This window comes from Pseudomonas sp. G3-19 (assembly GCF_054855875.1).
Genome location: NZ_JBMPIQ010000003.1, coordinates 2,102,844 through 2,129,110, shown reverse-complemented (window position 1 = coordinate 2,129,110; position 26,267 = coordinate 2,102,844). Strand labels below are relative to the sequence as shown.

The following is a 26,267-nucleotide window of genomic DNA, read 5'->3' as shown; positions in this document are numbered from 1 at the left end:
GTGTTTGGTGTGTCGAGGTAAATCTATGAGCTCGTTCAATTCACCCCAAGTGGGGCCTGTACCCGTTTCCGCTCTTGAGAGAGCGATAGGTTGCACTGCTGGCTCTCCTACGGCTTTCGCTCGAATTATCGGAGTTAGTCCTCAGCGACTGTTCAACTGGATGCGCCGAGGTGTCCCCGTTAAGCAGGTGCCGTTGATTGTAAAAGCTTGTCGAGGAGCGTTATCCGCACATGAGCTAAGGCCGGATCTACCAGAAGTCTTTCCCGCTCCGATCAACTTCATCAACAGCCAAAAAAACTAGAAAAAAGGCGACCCAAAGGTCGCCTGTTTTCTCCCGACAGCATCACCACAATGCTATCGGGTCGCGATGTCGGAAGGCGAGCACACCACATGCCGCCGACTTTCATCGCGTTTCCAAGGCTCGGAAGCCTTGGTGTTGCTGCCGTTCTTACCACAGAGCTGGCAGCTGTTGCGCCAGGGGTGAACAACGGATTGTTCGCCCCGGCACGGTGCCGGTGTTGGTCTTACGAACCTAGCCGGCTTTGGGCCTCTCCAGACCACGCGGCAAATGTATCACCAACTTCTGTCGCGCGGCACTGGCAACTTTTAGGATTAATGCCATGAGCCGTATCGCTCTGAGTTCTCTGGAACGGGCGCAGCGGGAAATCCTGCCGCTCGATTTAGCGCTGTACCACGCCGCTCGCGATTACCCGGGCGGCGCTGCTGCCATTGCAGCCACGACCGGTCGTAACTCGACCACGCTGCAGCACAAACTATCGCCAACCCATCCGAGCCACTCCATCAACATTCAGGAGTTCGGTGAGATCCTCGAACTGACCAAGGATCGCCGCATTCTTGATGCGGTGCATGCGCTGGTCGGCGACACGATCTGGCAGGAGCTGGCCGACACCTATACCAACGACATGCCCGAGACTCTCACCACCGGCATCGCCGAATACTTCCGCCAAGTCGCGGATCTCGCCGAGACCTGGGCCAAGAGCATCGGCGACGGTGTCGTCACCGATCAGGAACTCGCGGCGATTCGCCTGCAGGTGTTCCGGGGCATTCAAGGGCTGCTCGGGTTGTTCAACCGCGCCACCTACGTCAACCAGACGACGCGAGGTGCTGACCGTGGCTGACATCGCTGATTTCGCCAACGACTTGGTGCAGGAACGCATCGATCAGGCCATGGCGGCGCGCAGCGCTGCCAAAGCCGAAAGCACTGCTCATTCCTTGCTGTTCTGCGAAGCCTGTGACGACCCGATCCCGGAAGCGCGTCGTCTGGCCCAACCGGGCTGCTCGCAGTGCATCAGTTGCCAGTCCCTGTCTGAGCGGGGGATTCAGCATGCTCGATGAGGTATTGGGCCAATTCGCCGATTACGGTCTGGAGCCAGCGCAACCGCTGGTGTTCGGCAAGCTGACCCGCTGCAAGACATCGCAGGACAAGGGCAAGGAAAAGAACGGCTGGTACGTGGTTCACGAGCAGCGCACGGAGAAGGGCGACACGCTGATCTTCGGCGCTTTCGGTGACTGGCGTTCGGGCGAGACGCAAAAGGTCAAGGTCAAGGCCGGGCGCATGTCGCCGGAAGAGCGCGAAGTGATGCGCGCTCGTCAGGAAGAGGCCAAGCGCCGCGCCGCCGAAATCGCAAGTAACGCTGCGCGGCGGGCCGCGAAAAGGGCGCAGGGTTTGTTCGAGCGCATGCCGACCACCGGGCGTAGCGATTACCTGGACCGCAAACAGATCGTCGGCATCAACGTCCGCTATGCGCCACGCACCGGCGCCGTGCTGGTCCCAATGAAGAACGCCCGTGATCAGATAATGGGCCTCCAGGTGATCTTCCCGAACAAGCAAGAAGACACCGGCCGCGACAAATCCTACTGGCCTTACGGGATGGCAAAGGAGGGCGCTTTCCACCTGCTCGGTCCGCATCCGGTACCGGGCGAACCGGTGCTGGTCTGTGAGGGTTACGCCACCGGCGCCAGCCTGCACATGGCGACGTCGCTCGCTGTGGCGGTGGCCTTCGATGCGGGCAACCTGTTGGCCGTGTGCAAGGTCATGCGCGAGCGCTTCGCCGGTTGCCCGCTGATCATCTGCCGCGATGACGACTGGAAGACCACCAAGCCCAACGGTGATGCGTGGAACCCGGGTGAGGAGAAGGCCAGCAATGCTGCTCTGATCGTCGGCGCCCAAGTCGTTGCGCCGATCTTCTCCGTCGAGCGTCACGACAAGTGGACCGACTTCAACGACCTGCACGTCGCCGAAGGCCTCGACGCGGTTCGCCGTCAGGTGCTGGCCGTGGTCCGTCCACCGGCGGCTGGTGGCTGGAAAGATCAACTGGCCCGCAGCGAGAGCGGCGCGCTGATCGCGCACATGCAGAACGTCGAATTGATCCTCGCTCACGACGAACGTTGGGCCGGGGTGATCAGCTACTGCGCCTTCAGCTCGAAGATCGTCAAGCTGCGTGCAGCGCCCTATGGCGGCGGCACCGGTGAGTGGGCCGACATCGATGATGTGCGCGTCATGAAGTGGCTCGCGCAGCAGTACAACCTGCGCGTGAAGTCCTCGCACGTGATCGAAGCCGTCAGCGTCGTGGCCCACGACCACGCGTTTCACCCGGTGCGCGAGTACCTGAAAAAGCTGGAATGGGATCGCGTGCCGCGCCTGGAGCGTTGGTTGACCGATGTGATGGGTGTGAAGGCAACGGATTACACGTCCAAGGTAGGCAAGCGCTGGATGATCTCCGCCGTGGCACGGGTGATGAAACCCGGCTGCAAGGCGGACTCGGTGATGATCCTCGAAGGCGTACAAGGCGCTGGTAAGTCGACCGCCATGAGCGTGCTTGGCGGCGAGTGGTTCATGGACACGCCGTTTGCCCTCGGCGACAAGGACGGCTTCCAGGCGATTCGCGGCAAGTGGATTGTCGAGCTCGGCGAGTTGGACAGCTTCAACAAGGCCGAGAGCACCAAGGCCAAGCAGTTCTTCTCCGCGTCGACCGACACCTACCGCGAAAGCTATGGCCGCAGAACGTTGGACGTGCCACGCCAGTGTGTTTTCGTCGGTACCACCAACCAGGACGAGTACCTCAAGGACGCCACCGGCAACCGACGCTATTGGCCGGTGGCCTGTACCAAGGTCGACGTGGCGTTGCTGCGCGAGATCCGCGATCAGCTGTGGGCCGAAGCGATGTTCTGCTTTGAGGCCGGCGACCTCTGGTGGGTAACACGAGAGGAAGCGCCGATGTTCAGCGAGGAGCAGGACGAACGCTTTGTGGTGGACGAATGGGAAACGCCCATCCTGACCTGGCTCGAAGAGTCGCAGATCGGTGAGACCACCACCGGCAGTGAGGTGATGAGTCAGGCGCTCAAGCTCGATCCCGGTCATTGGGGCAAACCCGAGCAGATGCGTGTGGGTGCGATTCTGCATCGACTGGGGTGGCGACGGTTTCGTTTGGGCGCCCTGAGCAAGAGCGGCCAGCGGCCTTGGGCGTACAAGAAACCGGAGGGTTGGGGCAGGGCGCCTGCGCTGGAACAACCTGAGTTCGAGGAGCCGTGCTTCGATGATTAAGGCGATCGATATGGCCCTCAAGCAATGGGCGCAGGAGCTGCATAGCGATGAGCTGGCCGCTGGTTACTCGGGCGGCAACATGGTCGCGATGATGATGGAAAGCGGTGGCCAGCTTGTGCGCGGAAGGCGCGGGAGCAGGGTGCCGCTGGAGGCCTCCCTGGACATCGAGCGCATCGTCAAGAAACGCCTTGATCCCGAGTTGATGACGGTAGTCCAGGTGCATTACTTCCAGCCTGATGCGCCTCTGACTGCGCGTCTGGCTGAGAGTGGCTGCACACGCAACCTCTACTACCAGCGCCTGCATGACGCTCACATTGTGGTTGAGCACTTCCTCCTGGGGGAAGCGGCTTGATCGTGGGCATTACTCTGGCTCACGCCGTCCCACTGGCCTGCCTCCGTCCCACTGCTTTTTGCGGTGGTGGGACGGGCGCAGGCCCCGTCGTTGTTGGGCTGTCCCACCGTCCCACCTTTTTCATGCCTCCCGCCCGTGTATGCGTAGCGGGCATCAATGCGCGTGTTCACGCGCACGCGTGTTTTTAAATATTCTCTCTATACACGAGAAAAGAGAGATAAAAGTAGGACGGTGGGGCAAAGCCCCAATCTGCGGGGCTTTCGGACGTCCCACCTAGTTTTAGAGAGGTGGGACGCATGGGACGCCGCTAAAACACCAGAAGCAAAAGCCAGCCGGGTTGAGATATTCACCGACATTCGCCAGCCGTTCACCGGGCGTCACCCACACATTCACCGGATGGCATTAAAACGGTCTTGCTACCACCAGAATCGAGCTGTAAAAAGGGGCCATCTTCGATGGGTGCGACCGCAAAGCGCGGCAGGCCACCCACCACCTGACCCGGCCATAGCGCCGGGTCTTTTTGTTTAAGGGGCAGGGAAATGACGAACGAGCAGCAGGCACTGGCAGACATGCCGATCTGGTTGGTGATTGCCCTGTCCCTGGTTGGCGGTGTGTCCGGCGAGATGTGGCGCGCTGACAAGGACGGGGCAAGAGGCTGGGCATTGTTGCGCCGCCTCGCACTTCGGTCCGGTGCCTGCATCGTCTGCGGCGTGTCAGCGATGATGTTGCTGTTTGGCGCGGGCCTGTCGATCTGGACGGCGGGCGCCCTGGGTTGCCTGACCGCGATGGCCGGCGCCGATGTCGCCATCGGCTTGTACGAGCGCTGGGTGGCCAAGCGGCTGGACCTGAGCGAGGCCGAGCCGAAGGTATGAGTCGGGCAGGCCGGGCAGGGCGCAGATTTCACGGGTCCTCCCCGAGGGCCGCCCCCTACACGGGTTATCGAACTCGCGGAATCTCTCTAGCTGAAACCTTTGCAGGGATGTCCGTCTTTTCAAACGGAATGCACTAGGTTCGCAGCGCTTGATACCTAGAGAGCTTTTTTGGGTTTCGCCTTCAGCAGTACCTTTCTCATCACTCGGTTTGTTCGGTTGTCGATTTTGTAAACGGTCTGATTCGCGAGAAGAAAAGCGCTTTTAGTGTCTGCTGCCACGAGATACCCGGTGATGCTTTCTCCTTCTTTGGTTACGACGGTATGTACTTGGCTTAGACCGTTCACTACCTCGATACCAGCTGCTTCGTGGACGTCATGTCTGCCCCTGTCAACCCCATGCCTTATTCCGATGGTAGGCAGAATGAAAATCACGAACAGTGCCAAACTTCCCATTAGTCCCTTAACAAAAAAGGATTGTCCTTTCGCTTCGTGATTTGCAAGAGTGTAAACATACGCCAACGCCACTGTCCCGAATGGAAACCATTGCAGAAATGGGCCGACAATGGGCATGTCGTCCACCCAGCTCATAACCATGGTAAACCAGTGTATGTAACCGGCAGCCAAGATCGCCGGGTTAGTCAATTCGAGCTCGCTTGTCGAGATGCCGAACTGCTCGAAGTAGGCCGCAAGCTCCAGGTAGCCGTCGACAAAGAGAGCTGTCTGTAAAAAGAGCGCAATACCTATCAAAAGCTTAAGAGCAAAGTCTTTGTCTATCGTCTTTATAACCGGCGTTAGCGAAGACGGCGTTTGCAAATCTTTGCAATTCGCCTGGGCGATGGTTATTGGAGCCGTCAGCTCAACTCGAATTTTCTTGTCTCTATTCCAGAACACGCTTCGTCCTTGATGTATTGGTGGATGGGGGGAGATTAGCGTAACGCGAATGGCGCAGAAAGTGCCGGGGACCCTGAGGAATTTCAAGGGGCACGGGGTCGGAAACCCGCGGGATCGCGTTAGTGTGAGGCGCGCCAGCTTACTGAAATTTCAATGATTGAAATCCTGAAAGGATTCATTGAAAAAAAGCCGCTGAAAAGGAAGGCTTATGACCGCAGCCACGTGCCTGTCTCGACAACGGCGTTTGCTGGCACATAGGCCCGTAGCCAAGTTACATCGCATGGCTTAAGGGAAACGGACGACTGGTCCTGTCTATGGCAAGCAAGTCGATGTGCTGCCCACCGAGGCACTGCTCGGTGTGCCTTCGCCGATCGCCAGTGGTTGGGAAAGAAATCAGCTAAACACTGTTGATTGACAGAGGGATTAGATTCTTTTTTGCCCCAGCCGCTTTCTCGCCTCGGATCCGCTGTTCTGTTGAGCCTAACTGTTAATATGAATACAAGGGAGCGATGATGATGATGATTGCTGCTCCAACTAGATTTCAGGGTCTAAGCATTTTCTGACATCACACACGTTCCCGTGGAACATCGGCGGGTGTTCTTATGACTCGCGTTTGAGCACAAACATCATAGTGGCGAACACTTTATCCTTGTACACCCAAGCATGTAACAAGGCAGCGCTGATGTGGCCTAGAATTGCAACGAAAAACAGCCACGCAAATGCTCCATGCAGCATCCGGCACCAAGCATAGACCACTGGGTTTTCACCAACGATTGCAGGTACGTTCCAACCGGGCAGTATGGTGATCGGCCAGTTGCCAGCTGAGCGCATCGCCCAGCCAAATAGTGGCAGGCTGAACATGAAAAAATAAAGTAACCAATGCGTAACTCTTGCCGCTGTGGCTTGCCACTTAGGGACGCTCTTGGGTAACAGCGGGCCGGGATGTAATAACCGGTTGAACAGACGTATGCTCGCGAGGCAAAGAATGGCTGCGCCCAATGACTGATGCCAGTTGATGAGAAATGGACGCCACGTTAGCGATGTCATCATCCCCACACCGATGAACAGCATGGCAATAATCGCTAGCGCCATTGACCAATGAAGAATTCTTGCCAGCAGATTGAAGCGACGAGGCGAATGAGTGACCGAATTTGTTTTCATCAGTGGCCTTCCTTTTTACCGACGGCATCTGTTGCTTTACCAAGGGCAATCTCTCGCAGCCGAGCGTTATAAGAGTGCGAATAGATACCTGCCCGCGCTGCCAGTACGGGATCGGCGGACAGTGTGATGCCAGCAGGCACCAGTGTCGGATCGAAATTAACGTCCCGACAGGCGCCGTTGACCTGGTCGAAAACGCCGGTCACCTCAAGCGTGCCGGCGGTCACTTGCGGTCGTTGCTCCGGCCAAGGCTGTGATGGATCGTCGATCGGATCACTCGCATCCGCCAATTGCAGCACTAGATCCCATGACAGCGGGCCCTGTGCCAGACGCTGTCGCAGATCATCAAACAGGAAATCGTGACTCACCTTGGCGCGCTGTTCGGTGCTGAATGCTGAGAAGGTTGCATGCGGACGCATGAACCAGCGCACCGGCTGACGCTTGCCATCGGAGGAGAGCAAAACGAAGGCATTGATCACATTGTACTGCGCACCAGAAAAGCTGCTCGGCCAAGGCGCACTCGCTTTGCGTGCCAATGCTTTTCGAGCCTCTGGATAGTCGGCAAGAAACGCCGCAACGCGTGCTGGATCAGGCTTGCCCGTGCGGGTATCGGGCTTGAGTGCCTGTTGCTGGGCGAGAAAACCCTCGGGGCTACGCGTATCGAAATAAGGTGCGTTGTTCAGCTTCATGCGCCATTGCGACCGGTCTTCAGCGGTCAACAGCAGAGCCATGCTGACGGTCGCCGAAGAGTTGTCGGCGGCGTGCGGATCTACCGCGCCCACGGAAAACCGGCCGATAGCCGGAGCCTGCCCCTGCGAGAACACTCGTGCGTATGAGAGGTGAGCGGCTGCACCATTGCTGTGGAAAGTGCCTGCGAAGCACATGCCCTTGCCATGCGCGCGGCGAAACCCAGGTTCGAAGTTGGCGAGCGAGTCGCCAAGAAAGGTGCGTGTGGTCGTTCGCCCGCCGATCAGCCCCGCGGTCCACGCAAAGCCCAGCGCGATGGAACCCGTGATTGCCGCGATGCCGCACACAGGCATCGCGGCTCGTTTCAGAAATAGGAACAGATTGCTGTCAGACATCTTCAATCATGTGTTTCACGGGCAACCTCCCTAGTTGTATAAAAAACCGCCCCTTTGTATGTGGGTTTTCCGAGGGGCGGGCGAGGCAATTGGAAACGTTCAGCCCTGAAGCGCCCGCGGGCGGGCACTGCGCTGCTGTTCCACTTCGTCATGAGCCGGTTGCAACTGAAAGTCGAAGTCCAGCTCGGCGAACCGTCCGTGAACGCCACGGTTGGTGGCCGCCTGCTGATCATCGACAAACCGTACCTCTCCCACCAGACCTTCGCGAGTGGCATAGGCGAAATCGTCCCACAGGTATTTGTCACCCGACAGGTTGATCTGCGTGGTCAGATGGCGGAAGCCCGGGGCCGAGATGAAGTAGTGGATGTGCGCCGGGCGCTGCCCATGGCGGCCAAGCAGGTCGAGACATTCCTGAGTCGGTCCCTGCGGATCGCAACCATACCCTGACGGTACGATACTGCGCGCCCGGTAATGGCCGCGTTCGTCGGTCACGATACGGCGACGAAGGTTGAAATCCGACTGAGATTTGTCGAACCAGGAATAGCTGCCCTTGGTGTTGGCTTGCCACAAGTCCACAATCGCGCCAGCGATCGGGTTGCCCGCCAGATCGACCACCTGACCTTGGATGAACATTGGCGTCGCGATGCCGTCTTCGCTGCCATCATCCATACGCGCCTCAGCTTGGCACAGCGGCGCGCCTGCCACATAAAGAGGCCCCTCGATAGTGCGGGGTGTGCCGCCGACCTTGCCGGCCTGTTCGTCACGGGCATCATTAAGCAAATCGAGAAAGTGCTCCAGCCCAAGACCTGCCACCAACAAACCGGCTTCATTGCGCCCGCCGAGACGATTGATGTAATCAACGGCAGTCCAGAACTCGTCATCGGTGATTTGCAGTTCTTCTATCAGACGTGCGCTGTCTTGCAGCAGACGAAACAGAATCTGTTTGATGCGCAGACTGCCGCGACCGTTTTCCAGGCCAGCAGCCTGTTTGAAAAATGTCTGGATCTGCTCGGTGTGGGAAATGGTTACCGTCATGATCGGTCCTCGTCTTATTTTTGTAATGGGTACTAGGGCGTGCTGTTCAGCGCTCGTCCGCATGGATTGAGGAGGGGTGACGACACAGGCCGTCGATCTCGATGTCCATGTACGGAAACAGCGGCAACTGCATCAGCAGTTCGTGCAGTGCCTCAACGCTGTCTACATCGAAGACGCTGTAGTTGGCGTAGTGGCCGGCGATACGCCAGAGGTGTCGCCATTTACCTTCTTGCTGGAGCCGCTGGGCGAGATCTTTCTCGTCAGCTTTGAGGCGGGCGGCGCGCTGGGCGTCTATATCGGCGGGAAGCCTGACGGTCATTTTTACGTGAAACAACATATTCCTGCTCCTGTGGTCAATGGCGGCGGAACTGAGCCAGTCGGCCTTCGTCCAGTGTGAGGCCCAGGCCGGGAGTGCTGGGCACGTGCAACTTGAAGTCGCGGTAGATCAACTGTTGTGCAACGATTTCTTCGGTCAACAAAAGTGGGCCGAACAATTCGGTGTCCCATTGCAGTTGCTCCAGAGTGATGAAAGCGTGCGCCGATGCCAGGGTACCGATGGCGCCTTCGAGCATGGTTCCGCCGTAAAGGGCAATGCCCGCTGCTTGGGCGATGGACGCGGTACGCAGAACTGCACGTGGGCCGCCGTTCTTGGCGATTTTCAGCGCGAAGACGCTGGCAGCGCCGTCGCGTGCCAGGTTGAAAGCGTCTTCTACGCATTCGATGGATTCATCAGCCATGATCGGCGCGGCGCTGCGCAGGTTCAGGCGTACCTGGCCTTTGCGGTTATGACGTGAGATGGGTTGCTCAATCAGATCAATGCCATTTTCCGCCAACACTTGGCAGCCTCGAATCGCCTCGGATTCGCTCCAGGACTGATTCACATCTACACGCACGCTCGCTCTGTCGCCCAGCGCGCGTTTGATGGCAATTACGTGGGGCAAGTCGGTCGCCAGCGACCGGGCGCCGATTTTTAGCTTGAAGATGCGGTGGCGGCGCTCGTCGAGCATCCGCTCGGCTTCTTCGATGTCCTTGTCGGTATCGCCGCTGGCAAGCGTCCAGGCCACTTCCAGTGCATCGCGGACCCTACCGCCGAGCAACTCACTTACTGGTTGCCCGCAGCGCTTGCCCTGAGCATCAAGCAAGGCGGTTTCAACCGCTGATCGCGCAAATGTGTTGCCTTTGATGGCCTTGTCCAGCATGCGCATCAGCGCATTTAGATTGGTCGCGTTCTGCCCGATCAGCAATGGCGCGAACCAGGCGTCGAGGTTGGCTTTGATACTTTCCGGGCTTTCATAGCCATACGCCAAGCCGCCGATGGTGGTGGCTTCGCCAACACCTTCGATGCCGTCACTGCAAATGAGCCGCAGGATGACCAGTGTCTGACCTCGCATGGTGTGCATGGCCAGTTTATGCGGGCGGATAGTCGGCAAGTCGACGATGATCGTTTCCAGACGCTCGATTCGGGCTGCGCTCATTAGAATTTCCATGGCAGGTTGTGGTGATGACGCAAATTCGTGATCCATACTCATTGGATCTTTTGTGCCTCTGGCGTAGCATCTTCGAGCTTAAACGAAGCGTCCAATATCCATTTTATGTACATCCATACTCAGGAGGTATCGTGGACTTGCGACACCTGCGTTATTTCAAAGCGGTAGCCGAGACACTCAATTTCACGCGGGCGGCTGAGCGGCTGAACATGGCTCAGCCGCCGCTGAGCCGACAGATTCAGCAACTTGAGGAGTTCCTCGGCACCGCGCTGCTAGAGCGCAGCCGGCCGTTGCAACTGACTGAGGCCGGACGCTATTTCCATGAGCAAAGCGGGCTGCTGCTCGAGCAATTTCAACAGCTGTGCCTGGACACCCAACGCATTGGTCAGGGCCAGCGCCAGTGGCTGGCGATCGGGTTTGCGCCATCGACGCTTTACGGGATCCTTGCGCAACTGATCCGTGAACTGCGGCTGGATCCGAACCTGGAACTTGGTCTGCATGAAATGACCACATTGCAACAAGTCGAAGCGCTGAAAAGCGGCCGCATCGATATCGGCTTTGGGCGTATCCGTTTCGACGATGGCGCGGTCCGGCAGACAGTGCTGCGTGAGGATCCACTGGTGGCCGTTCTGCCGCTCGGGCATGCGCTTGCCGTTGGTTCGGTGACGCTTGAGCAACTCTGCCGCGAGCGCTTCATACTCTATCCAGGCAATCCAAGGCCCAGCTATGCCGATCATGTGCTGGCGCTTTTTGCCAATCACGGTCTGGGTATCAAGGTCTCGCAGTGGGCCAACGAGTTGCAGACGGCTCTCGGACTGGTCGCTGCCGGGCTTGGCATCACCTTGGTACCAGAGGCGGTACAACAGCAGCACCGCGCTGATCTTGTTTACGTGAAAATCGAGGAACCGGGTGCCGTATCACCCATCATCCTCAGCGCTCGGATGAACGATACGAGTGCGATGGTGCAGCGCTGTCACGAGATTATCGCCACGCTCAAGGACTGAGTGGTATGGCTGCAAATGGCCAGCGCCGCGGTCGGGATTATCCACCCAACGCCGAGCTGCGCTCGATGTAGGGTTCCACGGGCGCTCGATTCTGCTCTGCGGCCAATGCACGGTCGCGCAGTCGTTGCTCGCGGGGATAGGTTTCAGGCGTGAGCAAGGTGGCGATCACGGTAATCAGCGCCATGCTGGCCAGATAGATTGCGATGGGCTCCGGAGCGCGATAGTGCGCCAGAAGCGCCGTGGCGATGATCGGTGCCAGTCCGCCACCCAACACCGAGGCGACTTCGCGTCCGATGCCCAGACCGGAGAACCTGAGACGGGCTGGCAGCAACTCACTGATGAAGGCTGGCTGAGCGCCTTCGAGAAGGCCCAGAATTACACCGTTCGCCAATACCAGTCCAGTCACAATGATCCACGGCTCACCCGACTGGAACATCAGGAAAAACGGGTAGGCGAACAACAGCATAGCCACTGCACCTGTGAGGTAAACCGGTTTGCGTCCCACCTTGTCGCAGATATACCCGGCCAGCAGCGCACACGGAATCATCAGCACCATCGAAAAGGTCAACGCGCCCAGAACGAATGCGTTGGAAAGACCAAGGAACTTGCCATAGGCGATGGAAAAGGTGAAGAACATCCATGACGCGCAGCCTTCACCCAAACGCAGGCCAAAGATCATCAATATTTGCCGTGGATGAAAACGCAACACTTCCATGATCGGTGCGCGAGCGGCTTTTCCTTCGCTCGCGACCTGTGCAAATTCCTCGCTTTCATGCATATGGCTGCGCAAATACAGACCCACGGCAATCAGCACGATGCTGAACAGAAACGGCACACGCCAACCCCAGGTCATGAAGGCATCGCCAGAGATCTTTTCCGCGAGCATGAAGGCGCCCGTTGACAGGGCGAAGCCGACGACCGCGCCACATGGAGCCCAGGCGGAAAAGCGGCCGCGCTGGCTCTGGTGGGTGTTTTCGCTGATTACCAGAATGCTTCCGCTCCACTCGCCGCCGGCCGCGAGCCCCTGCACCAGTCGCAACATCACCAGCATCACCGGCGCAGCGATACCGATGCTCTGATAAGTGGGCAACAGCCCCATCAAAAAGGTGGCGACGCCCATTGCGCTGAGCGTTAGCGTCAGCACCATCTTGCGTCCGTAGCGATCGCCCAAATGCCCACACAATATTCCGCCGACAGGACGAGCGACGAACCCGAGCGCGAGACCGGCATAGGCCGCAATGACGCCAGTCAGCGGATCCTCGTCAATGGGGAAATACAATTCGCCGAAAACCAGAGCCGCCGCTGTTCCATATAAGAAGAAGTCATACCATTCGAGAATCTGGCCAATGACAGATATATAAACTGCACGTATTACGCCGTGGGGTCCACACGCACTGGACTTATCATTTGCAGGTACAGTCATTTTATTTTTCATATTATCAACGACTCTCATGATTAATCTCTTGGAACGCGTCGAATCGTTCGCGACGGCGTGTTGTTACGTTAATAGCCGCTATTGGAGAGGGTCAAATGATCTAGAATTATTTGCGCAATGCACCAAATGAATAATTGCGCGCAGCGCGGCGAAGTGTTCGTTTTATTAATCAAGGCTGAGAAAAAACTTATCGTTACTGAGCTTTGATTGCATACTAGTCGCCGGGCCTTCCGATGATTCCATCAGGGCTGAACCGTAGACATCAGCAACTTCGAGACTTCCATGACGAAACATATCAATATGGCCACGATTGATTTGAATCTCTTGAAAACCTTTATGGCTATCTGGGAGCACCGGAGTCTTACTATCGCTGCGGAAAGACTGCATCTCAGCCAACCCGCTGTGAGCCATGCCTTGCGCCGTTTGCGCGACGTTTTCGATGACCCGTTGTTCGTCCGAACGGCGACGTCGATGGAACCTACCGATGCCGCCATTCGATTGTCCGGCCCGATCGAGCATGCCCTGGACATCATCCAGGGAGCGCTAATGATGTCATCACGCTTTGACCCGGAAACGGCGACGCGTACCTTCCGCATTTCGATGTCCGACATGTCGCAGTTGTATGTCCTGCCGAGGCTGATGGAGGTCCTCGTTACCCTGGCCCCGAGCATCAACCTGGAGATCCATCCTCTGCCCATCGACCAGTTGGCCATGGCGCTGCGCAAGGGCGATATCGATATTGCTGTGGGCTATCTGGTCGAGCCTACAGATGACTGCATTTACGAGCGTCTGCTGGAAGATGAATTCATCTGCCTGCTACGCAGAGGCCATCCATTACAGTCCGACAGCATGAGCTTCGATCAGATGGCGGCGCTACGCTACGTGCATGTATCCAGTAACATTACCGGGCACGGCTTGACCGCCGATACAGCGTTTCGCAAGGTGGGCTTGCAGCGAGACATCGCCTTGAAGGTGCCGAATTTCACGATTGCTCCGAAGATAGTCGCCACCACAGAACTGGCGTTGATTCTGCCGCGCGCGATAGCCACCCAGATCAACCATACCCAGGCGTACCGGCTGTTGAGTTTGCCCATCGAGTTGCCAGCGATTTCGGTGGGCGTCTACTACCACAGCCGTTTTTCTTCTGACGCCGGCATCGCCTGGTTGCGAGGGCTGCTGGTTGAACTGTTCGCCGCAGCGCAGACAGGCGAGGCACACTGATAGAGTTGCCTGGGCGGACGATTACCGTCTAGGCGGATCGGTATTGGTATGTACGCATGGGGTAGTGGGGGCTGGAGCCACTGAACGGCGGCAAACTCAGAAAATCCTTGCGCAAGACTTCGCGCTGCGGCGAGGCAAGGGCTTGATCGAGCGCGTCCGCCGAGTCGAATACGACTTTGTTGCGTTGCAGCGTGGTGCTGCGCTCGACAGGTAGCCGGCTGCAATAATCCAGACGGGTATAGACCTCAACCTCACGAACGCAGGGCAGTTTCGCCAGCAAAGGCGGGTGCTGACGAAGGTATTGCTCGACCCAGGCCGCCTCATTGGCGACCTGGCCGGCGTATTCCACAAGATACGTAACCCGCTCATCGTCAACCGCCGCCGTCGGGGGATATCGGGTATCACTGAAGCTTCTAACCAGCATCGCTTGTTGCTGCCACTCGTACCCGGCTAGCCTGCCGGTTGATACAAGGCTGGCAAGCGGACCGGTTGTTTGCAGTGCAGCCTCAAGTTGATCAATACGGCCGAAGTATAGTTGAATGACGCACTCCGGGGAACGCTCAGCCGCGATGAAAGGATCGGCGTGAGTCGATGCCAATGTTACATGCCAGGCACACTCGATCACGCCGGGAATCGCCGATAACAATGAGTTCGGATCTTGCTTAATAAGACATGTCTCGGTTCGACTTTTATTGGCTGTAAGAAACAGGCAAAACGTCATATTCACAGTCCTCATCAGGAAGCAGAAGCCTGCGGGTCATGGCTGCCAAATCGATCGAGCCGGTGAAAATTACGCCCGAAGTAGGTCAGCCCTTCGCCATGCTCGCCGACATGAATATGCGCAACTTCGACGAAGAGCACCGAGTGCGACCCCACATCCTTGATGTCCACTACAGTGCCTTCAAGACTTGCCAGGGCATCGCCCAACACCGGTAATCCTGTATGGCCTTCGCGCCAGTCATCGTCGGCGAAACGCTCTTCAGGCGGTACGTCGGTCATTCCGGCGAACCGCCGGGCTATTTCTTCCTGATGGCCGGGCAGAATGTTCACACACAGTGCGCGGTTTCCCAGCAGCGCCTGGTGTATGGAGCTGCTGCGGTTGATGCATACCAGAACAGTCGGTGGCGAATCGGTGACCGAGCAGACGGCACTGGCGGTCAGCCCGAGACGGCCATGGGGGCCATCGGTGCTGATTATATTGACGGCAGCTGACAACAACGAAAGTGCCTGACGGAAATCTGCTTTAATTGTTGTATTCATGATGACAAGTTCCCATTGTTAACGTTGACGCTGGCATATTCATGCTCGAGCGTCATGCGGTCAAATTCGTCTTTCGTATGCTGGATATTAATGAAAGGAATGTTCCAATTTTGGTCTTTGCAAGCGGTAATGATTGGGCTTATTCATGTCTTTTATCTAGATTATGCATGTTTCGAATTTGATCGTTGTCAAGTTTGTCCTCCATTCTGCCGGTGTTTAAGTTTGCCATTCCGGAGAATTGGATGAACAGCAAAGTTGGCTGCATTTCGAACGTTAAAAACTCTGTTGCATCAGAAACGATTAACACGCTAGGCCTGGATGCGGTTATCGCCGAGATCGCCTCACGTCGTGGCGAGTTCAATCAGCGCAAACACGTACCTCGTGACATGATCGAAAAAATGAAAGCAGTCGGTATCTTTCGGGCCAGCACGCCAAAGTGCTTCGGTGGCGATGCGTTACCGCCCGGAGAATTCTTGCGCATCATCGAACGAATTTCCCAGGCGGACGGTTCGACCGGCTGGGTAGCGGCGTTTGGTTCGGCGAATATTTATCTGGCGTCCTTGCCGCCGCAAACCCAAGCGGTTATCTACGCCAACGGACCGGATCAGGTCTATGCCGGTGGTCTTTATCCATTGCAGCCCGCCAAAGCCGTAGATGGCGGCTGGGAGATTACCGGCCATTGGCGTTTCGCCAGTGGCTGCAAGGGCGCAGACTGGATCGGCGTGGGCATTGGGGGGACTGCGGCCAACGGCGGCGGTGCCGCTGCGGGCAAGCCATTGACTGCGGTGTTTGCCGCAAGAGAAGTGCAGATTGTCGAAAACTGGAACGTAGTCGGCATGCAGGGAACCGGCAGCCATGATCTACGACTGCAAGACAAAACCGTTGAGCACGCCTGGACATTTGTGCGCGGTACGGCGGCAACCATTGATGAGCCACTATATCGTTATCCTTCGGTTTCCTATCAGGCCCAAGTGCATGCGGCGGTAAATCTGGGGCTGGCGCGCGCGGCGCTGGATCTGGTAACGGCGATGTCGGGCAGCACCAAGACCGTTACCGGCGCGCCCCGGCTAGGTGATCGCGCGTACTACCGGATTGAACTGGGCAAGGCTGAGGCGATGCTGCGCAGCGCCCGGGCTTTTTTCTACGAAGCGCCGGACGCTGTCTGGGCATCCATACTGGCCGGCGACCCAGTCACCGAGCAGCAAGCCAACTTGCTTCGATTGAGCGCGACGCACGCGGCGCACACCTGTGCAGAGGTGGTGGCGATGGCTTATCGGCTGGCGGGCACCGCAGCGATCTTCGATGAGAACCGGCTGCAATGGATTTTGCGCGATTCGATGGTAGTCACCCAGCATGCTTTCCTCGGCGAGGCGACCTACGACAGCGCCGGCGCACTGTTTGCTGGTATTGCGCCCACCACTCCGTATCCATGACGCCGCACGCCTTGCACGAAACGTTGACGTCTCGTGCAAGGCAAGCCGATAAAAATCCAGCATTAGACCCTTGCATGACAAACGGCGATTGCGCCCCTGCGTGTATCTCACCTTGGAGGCGCCTTGCCCGCAGTCAGTTGTTCCGTCTTGTTCGTGGCCGATGATTCGATACGCGTCCCTCTCCAGATTAGCCTGATGTAGGATGCCGGTAACTGCCCCTCGCTCAAGGGGCGGGCCGCATCGCTGCGCATCCAGGCCTGTCATGGCTGCGCGGCACGTCGTTTCGAAAAAGGGTACATCGATGCCACATCGCAGCAGTCGTCAAACTGAATTGCAGGACAACCGTCTTCGCTACCTGCATCTGAGCCATGCAAAGGGCTCGATGCGTGCCGCCGCGGAAGAGTTGGGCATCGCAACCTCTTCCGTGAGCCGCCAGATAGCCAAGCTCGAAGAAGAATTGGGGATTGATCTGGTCAGGCAGGGCACGCACCGGATGAGTCTCACAGCCGCAGGTGAAGCAGCCGTGGCCTACTACGAGGAGCGTAACATTCGCTACGCTGCGTTCATGACTCATCTGGATAAGTTGCGCGGCATTGCCGACGCGACAACCGTGATCGCAGTAGGAGAGGGTTTGCTGGGTGCGAAATCGATCAATTCCCTTCAGGAACTGATGCGTGCGCACCATTTGCACAAGAGCGAAATCATCACCGCCCCGTCCTGCGAAGTGCAACGTATGGTAATCGCGGACGAAGCACACTTGGGCGTCGTCTTCGCGCCTGATCAGATAACGCGTCTGAACCGGCTTTTCAGCCTGCCGCAGCCGCTGCGCCTGATCGTTCATCGGGACAGTGCGCTGGCGCAACGCAGCGTTGTCACGCTTGAAGAAGTGGCCCGACAGCCACTGGTGCTGCCTGGACCGAAATTTCGCGTCAGAGAATTACTCGATGGCGTTTGTCGAGAGCAGTCCATCGACGTCACTCCGTCGATGACCTCCAATTCGCTGTCGGTGATCCTTGATTTCGTTCGCTCCGGCCTTGGCGCCACTCTTCTAACTGAACTGCACGTCACGGATGAAATGCGCAACGGCATATTCAAAGCTTTGACGATAGATTGCGAAGAACTGAATGCCACAGAAATTCATGTCGTTGCGCGTCGCGGCCGAAGCCTTGACGAGTTGAGCCGTGAGTTGGCCATGGACATCGCCAAGACCATGAGGAGGGCGCTTCAGTAGCTGCGCGTGCGTATCCGCCCCTGTTTAACCGTCCAAGCTTGTTGCGCTAGGCGCAACGACTTTGACGGGACCTGTCATTGAGCGGTCGGCCGCTGCCCTTTAGCTTGTGAGTCATAAAGCTTCCCAGCCGGGAGGCGCACAAGAACGAGGGCTAATGCCATGACCGTGCACTCAAACCCGTCTCTGCGCTCGTACGTGCCAGTGTCACTGGCGCGTTATGGATCCCTAAGAAGCCAACCCCGTCTTTTGCCGCTCGCATTCTGAGCTGACTGCCGATACCCAACGCGCTGCGCTGGACGCGCTGCCGTGCCGTGGGCGTGACAGACGCTATGCGCCCGCGAAACCTTGTACTGCCAAAATAGTAAGGTGATTCCGTGACCAAGCTTATTCCCACCGTCAATCTGTCGGTTGACCCTCAAGACCTGGTGCAGGGTGATCGTGTTCATACGTCGCTCTATACCGATCCGCAGCTCTTCGATGCCGAGTTGGAAAAAATCTTCCACAGCACCTGGATTTGGGTGGCGCACGAAAGCGAAGTGCCCGAGGCGGGTAGCTACAAAACGACCTATATCGGCAAGCAGCCGGTGATTGTCGTGCGCGACCGTAAAAAGTCGATCAACGTACTGCTTAATCGCTGCCGCCACCGTGGGGCCACTGTCTGCGAGCACAAGAAAGGCAAGACAAACAGCTTCGTCTGTCCCTATCACGGCTGGGGCTATGCCCTCGATGGTTCGTTGCGCGGCATTCCGCATCCGGAGAGCTACGGCGACTGCCTGGACAAGAGCGAACTGCCGCTGATCAGTCTACGCACCGAAAGCTACGCCGGCATGGTTTTCGCGACCTTCAAACAGGACATCGAGCCGCTGGAAGATTTCCTCGGCGCGGCGAAAAAATGGATGGACCTGTTTATGAAACAGGGGGCCGGCTATGGCATCAAGGTCCCCGGCGAGCATCGTTTCCGCTTTCCCGGTAACTGGAAAATCCAGCTGGAAAACACCACCGACGCCTATCACTTCCCGTTGGTGCACAAAAGCTTTCTGTCCTCGGTGGACGAGCAGACCCTGGCCCTGTTCGACTTCGTCAATGGCCCCGGTTATGTCGAAGACCTGGGCAACGGCCATAGCGTCATGGTGATGATTCCTGATCTGGTCGATCTCGAAGCTGACCTTGATAAACCGATTCCTGAACGTTTCGAAAGGCTCGCCGCCGAGTTACGCGAAGAGGGCATAGACGAGCTGCAGGTTCGTCGCATTGTCCGTGCTGTAGGCGGATCGGGTTTCAACCTCAACCTGTTTCCCAATGTTGCGTGTTCGATGGCCTTTTTCCGGGTGTTGCAGCCGATTTCAGTGACCGAGACCGAGATCCATCACTCCGTGATCACCATGGACGGCGGCCCGGCAGCCGCCAACCGTTACCGGTTACGCCTGCACGAGCACTTTCAGGGCCCGATGGGTTTCGGCACGCCGGACGATTCCGAGGCATGGGAGCGCGTGCAGAAGGGCGCCAGTGCCGGTGAGGAGTTATGGATCATGCTCAACCGCGGATTGCCTGGTGAGAAGACTAGCGAAGACGGCCGGATTTCCGACGTGAGCGCCGAGACCGGCATGCGTGCGGCGTACCAGCAGTGGAAAAAGTTGATGTCGGCTTGAGAGTGGAGAAATCTATGAACCTGCAATTGCTGCAAGAAGTGACCGCTTTCATTTGGCAGGAAGGCGACATGCTGGATCACGGCGAATATGAAAACTGGTTGGGCAGGTGGACCGAAAAAGGTGTTTACGTGATCCCGATCGACCCGAAGGAAACTGACTTCGAAAACACCCTCAATTACGCCTATGACGATCACCACATGCGCCTATTGCGTGTGCAGCGCCTGGTGGGCGGCGAGTCTATCTCGACCAGCCCGCAGCCCCGTACCGTCAGGACTCTGTCGCGTATACGCGTGCTGGCCGATGACGGTGCCAGCGTCACCGTGCGATGCGCGCAGAATGTGCGCGAGTTTCGCAAGGAGAGTCTCAAGCATTACAGCGCTGATGTGGTCTACGAGCTGGTGCGTTACGAGGGACAATTCAAACTTCACCGCAAAGTCATCAGCCTGATCAACAGCGACGATTCGCTCGCTGGTATCGGCTATATCCTTTGAGGAATCGGCCATGAACGATCAGATGCTTGATGTGATCGTCCGCAAGCGTGAGGTACAAGGCGACGACGTCGTTGTCTTGGAACTGGCCGCTGCCGACGGCCAGCCGTTGCCTGCGTTTACCGCTGGTGCGCACGTCGACCTGCACCTCGGTGCGGAGCTCGTCAGGCAATATTCCTTATGCGGTGACCCGGGCAACAACAACGTCTACCGGCTCGGCGTGCTCAGGGATGGCAATTCCCGAGGTGGCTCAACAGCGGTTCACGATCGTCTCGTGCCGGGGACGGATATCCGCATAAGCGCGCCACGAAACTTGTTTCCACTAATTGCCGATGCCAGTCATTCAATTTTGCTGGGCGGCGGCATTGGCATCACCCCGATGATTGCGATGGCGTATGCATTGCATGCGCAGGGCCAAAGCTTCGAGCTTCATTACAAGGGGCAATCGAGGGCGCGCTGCGCTTTCGTCGATGAACTGGAAGCGGCGCCTTTCGCGGCCCGAGTGTTCACACATTTCAGTGATGCAGACCCGCACCAATATCTGGATTTGAGCGCAGTGCTGAATGCCGCGCCATCCGGCAGCCACGTTTACACCTGCGGGCCGATGGGATTCATGGACTGGGTCATCGAAAGTGCACGCGGCCAGGGCTATGACGAGCAGCGGATACATCGCGAATATTTTCAGGTCGAGACCGACAGGGCCGGCGAAAGCTTCGAAGTCGTCGCTGCCCGCAGTGGGAAAACCGTGCAAGTCGAAGAAGGGCAAAGCATCGTCGACGCGCTGGCTGCTGTCGGGATAAAAGTTGAAGTGTCGTGTGAGCAGGGAATTTGCGGCACCTGCCTGTGCGATGTGATTGAGGGTAGGCCCGATCATCGGGATGTTTATCTTACCGATGAAGAAAAACAGAGTAACGAGCAAATCATATTGTGTTGTTCTAGGGCGACTGACTCGCGCCTGGTGCTGGATATCTGAAGACAAAACAAAAACAAAATGTGACTGCGAGCGGGCATTCATGCCCCGGTCGAGCCTGTACTTGGTTTACTGCCGATGACTTGTGTGATCACACCTCAGGGTTCAAGAAATGGATAAAGACTGGCGGTTGCGTACAGCATTTATTTGTATTTGCAGTGGTCCGGCAATTCCTCTGGGATGTTTAGCCGAAATCAAGGACGACAGCCATCTTTCCATTAACTTCAGGAACTTTTACTTGAGCAGGAATTTCACGGACAACCTGCCGACTGCCGATAAAATCGGTAACTGGTCGCAGGGCTTCGATCTGCAATATGAATCAGGCTACAGCGAAACTCCGGTAGCGGTCGGACTGGATATCAATGGGCAGTTTGCTTTGCGTTTGGATTCTTCCGGCAATGACGGCACGTTGCCGTATAGCCTGGATGAACAAAAGGCCGCGCGAGACTATGGGCGGGCAGGCGCCACGTTGAAATTCAAATACGCCAGGACTTCGGTAAAAATCGGCGACCAGAAACCCAATTATCCGGTGGCCTCCAACGATCCCAGTCGATTGCTCGACACGATCTATCAAGGCGCCGTAATCGAGTCTCGTGATCTCGATCGCCTGACCCTGGTAGGCGGGCGATTCTGGTCCATAGTCACCCGCCAGTCTTCAGATCACGAGCGCCTGTACCGTTGGGGTACAGCGGATAGTCAGCACAGTGACGGGCTCGATTTCGCCGGGGCTACCTATGCGCTTACCCCGGCGCTGCAAGCCAGTTATTTTCATGGCGTGCTCAACGATATCTATAAGCAGGACTACGGCGGTATCAAGCACGCCTGGCCAATTGCAGACGGTTATGTGCTGAGAACCGACTTGGGTTATTTCAACAATCGTGAAGATGGCAGTGCGTTGGGGGGGGCAGTCGATAATCGTGCTTACAGCGGGCTGATTACGCTGGAAAAAGGTGGCCATCTGTTTGGCGCCAGTTATCAGCGGATGGCCGGGGAAACTGTATTTCCGACATTGAACGGATATGTGCCACAGCTGTATCTGCCGAACTGGGCGGGATTACCATTTATCCGGCCTGATGAACGAAGCTGGTCCGTTCGCTACGGCTATAACTTTGCGGCCATGGGGTTGCCTGGGCTGCGCATGTTTACTCGTTATATCAAAGGAACTGATATTGATCGGGGGAAGGGATTAAGTCGCGAAGAGGAAAATGAACGTGACATCAGTTTCAATTATGTCGTTCAGAGCGGGCCGTTCAAGGATTTGCTCTTCGAAGTCAAAAACTTTCGTATTCAGCAAAAATTTGGCAACGATTATAACGAGTATCGCTTGGTGACTTCCTACACTTGGAAGATCTGGTGATAAAACCGGAGAAGTAAAACAATGACTAATCTGAATACCCATATAAAAAATTACAGCGATCCTCAGACCATGCGCCGTATCGTCATCGCTTCGGTATTGGGCAACGCTTTGGAATGGTATGACTTCTTCCTGTACGGGACCGCAGCAGCGCTCATCTTTGGTCCTTTGTTTTTCCCGGCGGGTACCGATCCCGTTCTCGGCACCATGGCCTCATTTGCCGGCTTCGCTGTTGGCTTTCTGGCGCGGCCACTCGGTGGGCTGATTTTCGGGCATATCGGCGACAAATCAGGGCGCAAGAAAGCCTTGATCATGACACTGGGGATCATGGGTATTGCCACGTTCGCCATGGGCCTTTTGCCCACCTTCGAGCAGGTCGGCTACTTGGCGCCGGTCTGTCTGGTCTTGTTGCGAATTTTACAGGGTGTCGCTTCCGGCGGTGAGTGGGGTGGCGGGGTGTTGATGCTCAGCGAGAATGCACCGAAAGGCCGCGTAGGGTTCTACGCAGCGTGGAGCCAATTAGGTGTGTCCGGCGGTTTCGTGCTGTCGGCGGCAGCGTTCTATCTGGTCCAGATGCTGCCCTATGACGACATGATGAGCTGGGGATGGCGGGTGCCTTTTCTCGCCAGCATTCTGATTTTCGGGGTCGGGGTATATATCCGCCGCAGCCTGCCGGAAAGCCAGGAATTCGAAACCCAGGCGGGCCAGGAGAAAGCGCAACATATGCCCGCCCTTGAAGTGCTCCGCAATCACCCCAAGGCAGTACTGCAAGCCATGGGCTTGCGCATTGCCGAGAACGGCAGCGCCTATCTGTTTCTTGCCTTTACAGTCGCCTACGCCAAGTTCACAGGGCTGGATACGCAACTGGTGCTTGCCAGTGTCATGGTGGCGATGATCGTTGAAGCGTTCACGATCGTCTTCTGGGGCTGGCTGTCAGACCGGATCGGTCGGCGGTTGGTATACGCCTTCGGATCCGTAGGCCTGATGCTGTTCGCATTCCCGTTCTTCTGGTTGCTCGATACTCACGAGCCTGTGTGGGTTTACGTGTCTGCTCTGGTGGGATTGGCGGTGTGTCACGGCGCCATGATCGGAACGCAGCCGGCACTGATGGGCGAACTCTTTCCGCCAAAGGTCCGTTATTCCGGCCTGGCGATGGGGCACGAAATCGCCTCTATCTTCTCCGGCGGCTTGGCACCGCTGGCGGCCACTGCGCTGTTCAGCATTTACAAGGACGCCTGGCCGGTTTCGGTGATGCTGATTGTCATGGGAGCGATCACGACCATGGCAGTGCTTTCAATTCGCCCGGCAAAAACTGCCGAGTAGGGCGCCTGGAACTCGAACCATTGCCTGGGCTGTCCGTAACTACCCAGGCAGTTTCATCTTCTGAAACCATTACATAAGAGGTCGAAGTGGAAGCGTTTATTTATGTAGACGGGCGCGAACTTGAGCCTGCTGCGGCGCACAAGCTTATCGTTGGCTGTGTCGCGCCGCGGCCGATTGCGTGGGTCACGACCCTCAATTCGCAGGGCACGGTCAACGCGGCTCCGTTCAGTTCGTACAACTATGTCGCAACGCGTCCGACGCTATTGGCGATCAATATCGAACAACGTCACGGTGTGCTTAAGGACACCGCGAGAAACATCCTCGAAAGCGGCGAATTTGTAGTCAACGTGGTCACCGAAGCCAGTATGGAACTGATGCATCGTTGCGCCGATGAGGTCGACCCCTATGTCAGTGAGGTCGAAATGCTCTGTATTGATGTGCTACCCAGTCGCACCATCCGACCGCCGCGTATCGCCAGCACGCCCGTGCAAATGGAGTGTCGGCTGCATCGGACGCTTTCTCTGGGTGACGGCGACAGCCAGTTGTTTATCGGTGAGGTAGTTGCCTATCACTTGTCACCGGATATTTACGACGGTGGCCGAGTTGATTCGGTGAAGATGCGCCCACTCTCACGTCTTGGGGGACCTTTCTATGCCTCACTGGGAGAGATTTTTCATCGGCCGTCGGGAGGTTGATCGACCGCCGCACAACTACCGCCGGCTGAAAATACCACAGCAATGGAATTGGAATGATGAACGTCATAGTTGAAACGCTCGATATGGGCAGCCGAGGCGGCTTGCGCGTCGCGGTTAAAGACACCATTGATATACAAGGCTATCCGACACGCGCTTCTTCCCGCGCGCTCGAGGATGCGTCTCCAGCCCAACGGCATGCCGAGGTGGTTGAAAACATATTGAGAGAAGGCGCGCATATCACTGCCAAGGTCGGCCTGCATGAACTGGCCTTCGGCACGACGGGCATCAATCGTCATTTCGGCACCGCTTCAAATCCACGTTTTCCAGGGCGCATACCAGGAGGTTCCTCAAGTGGATCTGCTGCGGCAGTTGCCGCAGGCCTGGTCGATTTCAGCCTGGGCACCGACACTGGCGGATCAGTGCGTATCCCGGCCTGCTGCTGTGGCGTTTTCGGGATGAAACCTACATTCGGCAGAGTCAGCCGGTTGGGCGTGATGCCTGCACAATCCAGCTTGGATTGCGTAGGCCCAATAGCCGCTACGCTGCCGATGCTTGAAAGAGCAATGGGCATGATCGATCCGACATTCACACCGCAGTTGTTAGCTGAAGGTGTGAAGATTGGCCTCCTTCAGGTTCAAGCGGACCCCGTGATCAGCGCAGTGGTCGACACGGCGTTAATGCGGAGTTCCTTGCCTTTGGGCCGGCTTGAGCTGGAATATTTTGCGGCCGCCTATGATGCGGGCGTGGCCATAATTAACCGTGAGACCTTTCAGGCTTGCGGCCACTTGTTGAGCTCGATGAAAGTTGGCGCAGATGTCGCTGGCCGCCTGGCCGCCGCCGGGCAAACCACTGACCAAGCGCTCGAACGGGCTGAGGAAGTGCGTAAATTGTTTTGCGCCGAGGTGGATGAGGCTCTGACGCGTTTCGATGTCATCGCGCTCCCGACCATGCCTAACTTCCCGCTTCGCGTGGAAGAGGCGGAGGACACTCGTGCGGTATTGGGCATGACCGCGCTGGTGCGGCCATTCAACCTTTCCGGTCATCCCGCACTGAGCATCCCGCTGACTAGCGACTGCGGGTTGCCCGTCGGTCTGCAGCTGGTAGCAGCCAAAGGCGGTGATGAAAAGCTGTTTGCAGTTGCAGACCGCCTGTTAATCAATAACTACGCGAGCAGCTCGCTGTGAGTGCGGCGACTTGACTGTCTGTGCTGGCGTGCCCATCCACGCTGGCCGCGACTGAGGTACAACATGACTAGTGTCCAAGAGCTGCAAAACCGTATAAAAGTTTTCGAAGATCAACAGGCGATCCGCCGGTGCATAAACCGGTATATGCAATTATGTGATGGTCTGGACGCCGACACGCCGTTGGATGAGTTGGCGTCTTTGTTTACCCGGCAGGCAATATGGGAAGGTAAGGGGGCCCGCTATGAAAATAGCTTCGGTGGCTACCGAGGGCGTGAAGAAATTCGGGCCATGTTTTCTACCTATATGAAAACGCCAGCGCATTTTGCTCTTAATGTGCATTTCTTAACCAGCGAGGTGATCGAAGTCATGGAGAACTTTGGTATCGGGCATTGGACGATGCTCCAGACCAGTACGTTTAGCGATGGTAGGTCGCATCTCAATGCCGCGCTTCTCAACGTGCGTTTTGAGATTGAAGAGTATGAATGGCGGATCTCAAGTTTCCAGACTGAGAATTTGTTTAGCAGGCCTGTCAAGATCTGGAACAGTAACGCGGAGCTCCCCGTGCCATCAGAGTAGCCA

The 26,267-nt window shown here is 57.1% G+C and carries 27 protein-coding genes; 18 read left to right on the top strand and 9 right to left on the bottom strand.

Features of this window, described 5'->3' with window-relative positions; translation table 11 throughout:
• Positions 1–25 precede the first annotated feature (25 nt).
• From ACOYXI_RS09795 to ACOYXI_RS09770, 6 genes are all read left to right on the top strand, one after another.
• Positions 26–301 carry a YdaS family helix-turn-helix protein gene (locus ACOYXI_RS09795; RefSeq protein ID WP_373870917.1) on the top strand — a complete coding sequence of 92 codons (276 nt, stop codon included), beginning with the start codon at positions 26–28 and terminating at the stop codon, positions 299–301.
• Between the two features lie 319 nt (positions 302–620).
• On the top strand, positions 621–1,139 hold the full coding sequence (locus ACOYXI_RS09790) for a phage regulatory CII family protein (RefSeq protein ID WP_108224732.1): 519 nt from the start codon (positions 621–623) through the stop codon (positions 1,137–1,139).
• On the top strand, positions 1,132–1,356 hold the full coding sequence (locus ACOYXI_RS09785; protein ID WP_093099971.1) for a TraR/DksA family transcriptional regulator: 225 nt from the start codon (positions 1,132–1,134) through the stop codon (positions 1,354–1,356). The genes ACOYXI_RS09790 and ACOYXI_RS09785 overlap by 8 nt, the downstream gene beginning before the upstream one ends.
• Positions 1,346–3,565: a VapE domain-containing protein gene (locus ACOYXI_RS09780; RefSeq protein ID WP_461674791.1), complete on the top strand. Its 2,220-nt coding sequence runs from the start codon at positions 1,346–1,348 to the stop codon at positions 3,563–3,565. Before ACOYXI_RS09785 ends, ACOYXI_RS09780 begins: the two co-directional genes overlap by 11 nt.
• Complete coding sequence (locus ACOYXI_RS09775; protein WP_461674790.1) at positions 3,558–3,917, top strand: PA0613 family protein; 360 nt, start codon at positions 3,558–3,560, stop codon at positions 3,915–3,917. Before ACOYXI_RS09780 ends, ACOYXI_RS09775 begins: the two co-directional genes overlap by 8 nt.
• A gap of 539 nt (positions 3,918–4,456) precedes the next feature.
• Entirely contained in the window at positions 4,457–4,789 is a 333-nt protein-coding gene (locus ACOYXI_RS09770; RefSeq protein WP_461674789.1) for a phage holin family protein, read from the top strand.
• A gap of 155 nt (positions 4,790–4,944) precedes the next feature.
• On the opposite strand, the gene ACOYXI_RS09765 is transcribed toward ACOYXI_RS09770, so the two are convergent.
• The 6 genes from ACOYXI_RS09765 to ACOYXI_RS09740 all read right to left on the bottom strand — a co-directional run bounded on the left by ACOYXI_RS09765 (position 4,945) and on the right by ACOYXI_RS09740 (position 10,429).
• Positions 4,945–5,679, bottom strand: coding sequence for a hypothetical protein (locus ACOYXI_RS09765; protein ID WP_136493478.1), 735 nt, complete (start codon positions 5,677–5,679; stop codon positions 4,945–4,947).
• Between the two features lie 600 nt (positions 5,680–6,279).
• Positions 6,280–6,840: a cytochrome b gene (locus ACOYXI_RS09760; RefSeq protein ID WP_460160779.1), complete on the bottom strand. Its 561-nt coding sequence runs from the start codon at positions 6,838–6,840 to the stop codon at positions 6,280–6,282.
• Positions 6,840–7,919 (bottom strand): catalase family peroxidase, encoded by a 1,080-nt coding sequence (locus tag ACOYXI_RS09755; protein WP_461674788.1) that lies wholly within the window; start codon positions 7,917–7,919, stop codon positions 6,840–6,842. Before ACOYXI_RS09755 ends, ACOYXI_RS09760 begins: the two co-directional genes overlap by 1 nt.
• 99 nt (positions 7,920–8,018) lie before the next feature.
• Positions 8,019–8,954, bottom strand: a complete 936-nt coding sequence (gene catA / locus ACOYXI_RS09750; RefSeq protein WP_460160781.1) for a catechol 1,2-dioxygenase — start codon at positions 8,952–8,954, stop codon at positions 8,019–8,021.
• Between the two features lie 46 nt (positions 8,955–9,000).
• Positions 9,001–9,291 (bottom strand): muconolactone Delta-isomerase, encoded by a 291-nt coding sequence (catC, locus tag ACOYXI_RS09745; protein ID WP_460160782.1) that lies wholly within the window; start codon positions 9,289–9,291, stop codon positions 9,001–9,003.
• Between the two features lie 16 nt (positions 9,292–9,307).
• The gene (locus tag ACOYXI_RS09740) at positions 9,308–10,429 is read right to left on the bottom strand and encodes a muconate cycloisomerase family protein (RefSeq protein WP_460160783.1); all 1,122 of its coding nucleotides are present in this window, start codon (positions 10,427–10,429) and stop codon (positions 9,308–9,310) included.
• A 143-nt stretch (positions 10,430–10,572) separates the two neighbouring features.
• Between ACOYXI_RS09740 and ACOYXI_RS09735 the strand changes: the two genes are divergently transcribed.
• A complete protein-coding gene (locus ACOYXI_RS09735; protein WP_460161523.1) occupies positions 10,573–11,445 on the top strand; it encodes a LysR family transcriptional regulator in 873 nt (290 codons plus the stop codon).
• A 37-nt stretch (positions 11,446–11,482) separates the two neighbouring features.
• Here ACOYXI_RS09735 and ACOYXI_RS09730 read toward each other — a convergent pair whose 3' ends face one another.
• Positions 11,483–12,898, bottom strand: a complete 1,416-nt coding sequence (locus ACOYXI_RS09730) for an MFS transporter (RefSeq protein ID WP_460160784.1) — start codon at positions 12,896–12,898, stop codon at positions 11,483–11,485.
• A 264-nt stretch (positions 12,899–13,162) separates the two neighbouring features.
• Here ACOYXI_RS09730 and ACOYXI_RS09725 point away from each other — a divergent pair, with 264 nt between their 5' ends.
• Positions 13,163–14,101 (top strand): LysR family transcriptional regulator, encoded by a 939-nt coding sequence (locus ACOYXI_RS09725; protein ID WP_460160785.1) that lies wholly within the window; start codon positions 13,163–13,165, stop codon positions 14,099–14,101.
• A 28-nt stretch (positions 14,102–14,129) separates the two neighbouring features.
• On the opposite strand, the gene ACOYXI_RS09720 is transcribed toward ACOYXI_RS09725, so the two are convergent.
• Entirely contained in the window at positions 14,130–14,822 is a 693-nt protein-coding gene (locus ACOYXI_RS09720) for a hypothetical protein (RefSeq protein ID WP_460160786.1), read from the bottom strand.
• Positions 14,823–14,836: 14 nt separating this feature from the next.
• The gene (locus ACOYXI_RS09715; RefSeq protein WP_460160787.1) at positions 14,837–15,361 is read right to left on the bottom strand and encodes a flavin reductase; all 525 of its coding nucleotides are present in this window, start codon (positions 15,359–15,361) and stop codon (positions 14,837–14,839) included.
• Between the two features lie 242 nt (positions 15,362–15,603).
• Here ACOYXI_RS09715 and ACOYXI_RS09710 point away from each other — a divergent pair, with 242 nt between their 5' ends.
• From ACOYXI_RS09710 to ACOYXI_RS09665, 10 genes are all read left to right on the top strand, one after another.
• Positions 15,604–16,794, top strand: coding sequence for an acyl-CoA dehydrogenase family protein (locus tag ACOYXI_RS09710; protein ID WP_461674787.1), 1,191 nt, complete (start codon positions 15,604–15,606; stop codon positions 16,792–16,794).
• A 301-nt stretch (positions 16,795–17,095) separates the two neighbouring features.
• Positions 17,096–18,025 carry a LysR family transcriptional regulator gene (locus ACOYXI_RS09705; protein ID WP_460160788.1) on the top strand — a complete coding sequence of 310 codons (930 nt, stop codon included), beginning with the start codon at positions 17,096–17,098 and terminating at the stop codon, positions 18,023–18,025.
• A gap of 374 nt (positions 18,026–18,399) precedes the next feature.
• Positions 18,400–19,674: an aromatic ring-hydroxylating oxygenase subunit alpha gene (locus tag ACOYXI_RS09700; protein WP_460160789.1), complete on the top strand. Its 1,275-nt coding sequence runs from the start codon at positions 18,400–18,402 to the stop codon at positions 19,672–19,674.
• Between the two features lie 14 nt (positions 19,675–19,688).
• Positions 19,689–20,165: an aromatic-ring-hydroxylating dioxygenase subunit beta gene (locus tag ACOYXI_RS09695; protein ID WP_460161524.1), complete on the top strand. Its 477-nt coding sequence runs from the start codon at positions 19,689–19,691 to the stop codon at positions 20,163–20,165.
• A 10-nt stretch (positions 20,166–20,175) separates the two neighbouring features.
• A complete protein-coding gene (locus ACOYXI_RS09690; RefSeq protein ID WP_460160790.1) occupies positions 20,176–21,135 on the top strand; it encodes a PDR/VanB family oxidoreductase in 960 nt (319 codons plus the stop codon).
• 109 nt (positions 21,136–21,244) lie between these two features.
• On the top strand, positions 21,245–22,489 hold the full coding sequence (locus ACOYXI_RS09685; RefSeq protein ID WP_460160791.1) for an OprD family outer membrane porin: 1,245 nt from the start codon (positions 21,245–21,247) through the stop codon (positions 22,487–22,489).
• Between the two features lie 21 nt (positions 22,490–22,510).
• Positions 22,511–23,809, top strand: coding sequence for an MFS transporter (locus ACOYXI_RS09680; protein WP_460160792.1), 1,299 nt, complete (start codon positions 22,511–22,513; stop codon positions 23,807–23,809).
• 86 nt (positions 23,810–23,895) lie between these two features.
• Positions 23,896–24,504: a flavin reductase family protein gene (locus tag ACOYXI_RS09675; RefSeq protein WP_460160793.1), complete on the top strand. Its 609-nt coding sequence runs from the start codon at positions 23,896–23,898 to the stop codon at positions 24,502–24,504.
• A gap of 56 nt (positions 24,505–24,560) precedes the next feature.
• The gene (locus ACOYXI_RS09670; protein WP_460160794.1) at positions 24,561–25,688 is read left to right on the top strand and encodes an amidase; all 1,128 of its coding nucleotides are present in this window, start codon (positions 24,561–24,563) and stop codon (positions 25,686–25,688) included.
• Between the two features lie 63 nt (positions 25,689–25,751).
• Positions 25,752–26,264, top strand: a complete 513-nt coding sequence (locus ACOYXI_RS09665; protein ID WP_460160795.1) for a nuclear transport factor 2 family protein — start codon at positions 25,752–25,754, stop codon at positions 26,262–26,264.
• Positions 26,265–26,267 lie beyond the last annotated feature (3 nt).

What these genes read in the sequence shown, in the direction of transcription:
- ACOYXI_RS09740 (WP_460160783.1), bottom strand. Translation starts at nt 10,429, where the DNA reads ATGAGCGCAGCCCGAATCGAGCGTCTGGAAACGATCATCGTCGACTTG.
- ACOYXI_RS09760 (WP_460160779.1), bottom strand. Translation starts at nt 6,840, where the DNA reads ATGAAAACAAATTCGGTCACTCATTCGCCTCGTCGCTTCAATCTGCTG.
- ACOYXI_RS09795 (WP_373870917.1), top strand. Translation starts at nt 26, where the DNA reads ATGAGCTCGTTCAATTCACCCCAAGTGGGGCCTGTACCCGTTTCCGCT.
- ACOYXI_RS09770 (WP_461674789.1), top strand. Translation starts at nt 4,457, where the DNA reads ATGACGAACGAGCAGCAGGCACTGGCAGACATGCCGATCTGGTTGGTG.
- ACOYXI_RS09685 (WP_460160791.1), top strand. Translation starts at nt 21,245, where the DNA reads ATGGATAAAGACTGGCGGTTGCGTACAGCATTTATTTGTATTTGCAGT.
- ACOYXI_RS09695 (WP_460161524.1), top strand. Translation starts at nt 19,689, where the DNA reads ATGAACCTGCAATTGCTGCAAGAAGTGACCGCTTTCATTTGGCAGGAA.
- ACOYXI_RS09715 (WP_460160787.1), bottom strand. Translation starts at nt 15,361, where the DNA reads ATGAATACAACAATTAAAGCAGATTTCCGTCAGGCACTTTCGTTGTTG.
- ACOYXI_RS09710 (WP_461674787.1), top strand. Translation starts at nt 15,604, where the DNA reads ATGAACAGCAAAGTTGGCTGCATTTCGAACGTTAAAAACTCTGTTGCA.
- ACOYXI_RS09755 (WP_461674788.1), bottom strand. Translation starts at nt 7,919, where the DNA reads ATGTCTGACAGCAATCTGTTCCTATTTCTGAAACGAGCCGCGATGCCT.
- ACOYXI_RS09780 (WP_461674791.1), top strand. Translation starts at nt 1,346, where the DNA reads ATGCTCGATGAGGTATTGGGCCAATTCGCCGATTACGGTCTGGAGCCA.
- ACOYXI_RS09790 (WP_108224732.1), top strand. Translation starts at nt 621, where the DNA reads ATGAGCCGTATCGCTCTGAGTTCTCTGGAACGGGCGCAGCGGGAAATC.
- ACOYXI_RS09670 (WP_460160794.1), top strand. Translation starts at nt 24,561, where the DNA reads ATGAACGTCATAGTTGAAACGCTCGATATGGGCAGCCGAGGCGGCTTG.
- ACOYXI_RS09725 (WP_460160785.1), top strand. Translation starts at nt 13,163, where the DNA reads ATGACGAAACATATCAATATGGCCACGATTGATTTGAATCTCTTGAAA.
- ACOYXI_RS09665 (WP_460160795.1), top strand. Translation starts at nt 25,752, where the DNA reads ATGACTAGTGTCCAAGAGCTGCAAAACCGTATAAAAGTTTTCGAAGAT.
- ACOYXI_RS09690 (WP_460160790.1), top strand. Translation starts at nt 20,176, where the DNA reads ATGAACGATCAGATGCTTGATGTGATCGTCCGCAAGCGTGAGGTACAA.
- ACOYXI_RS09775 (WP_461674790.1), top strand. Translation starts at nt 3,558, where the DNA reads ATGATTAAGGCGATCGATATGGCCCTCAAGCAATGGGCGCAGGAGCTG.
- catC (WP_460160782.1), bottom strand. Translation starts at nt 9,291, where the DNA reads ATGTTGTTTCACGTAAAAATGACCGTCAGGCTTCCCGCCGATATAGAC.
- catA (WP_460160781.1), bottom strand. Translation starts at nt 8,954, where the DNA reads ATGACGGTAACCATTTCCCACACCGAGCAGATCCAGACATTTTTCAAA.
- ACOYXI_RS09705 (WP_460160788.1), top strand. Translation starts at nt 17,096, where the DNA reads ATGCCACATCGCAGCAGTCGTCAAACTGAATTGCAGGACAACCGTCTT.
- ACOYXI_RS09680 (WP_460160792.1), top strand. Translation starts at nt 22,511, where the DNA reads ATGACTAATCTGAATACCCATATAAAAAATTACAGCGATCCTCAGACC.
- ACOYXI_RS09720 (WP_460160786.1), bottom strand. Translation starts at nt 14,822, where the DNA reads ATGACGTTTTGCCTGTTTCTTACAGCCAATAAAAGTCGAACCGAGACA.
- ACOYXI_RS09730 (WP_460160784.1), bottom strand. Translation starts at nt 12,898, where the DNA reads ATGAGAGTCGTTGATAATATGAAAAATAAAATGACTGTACCTGCAAAT.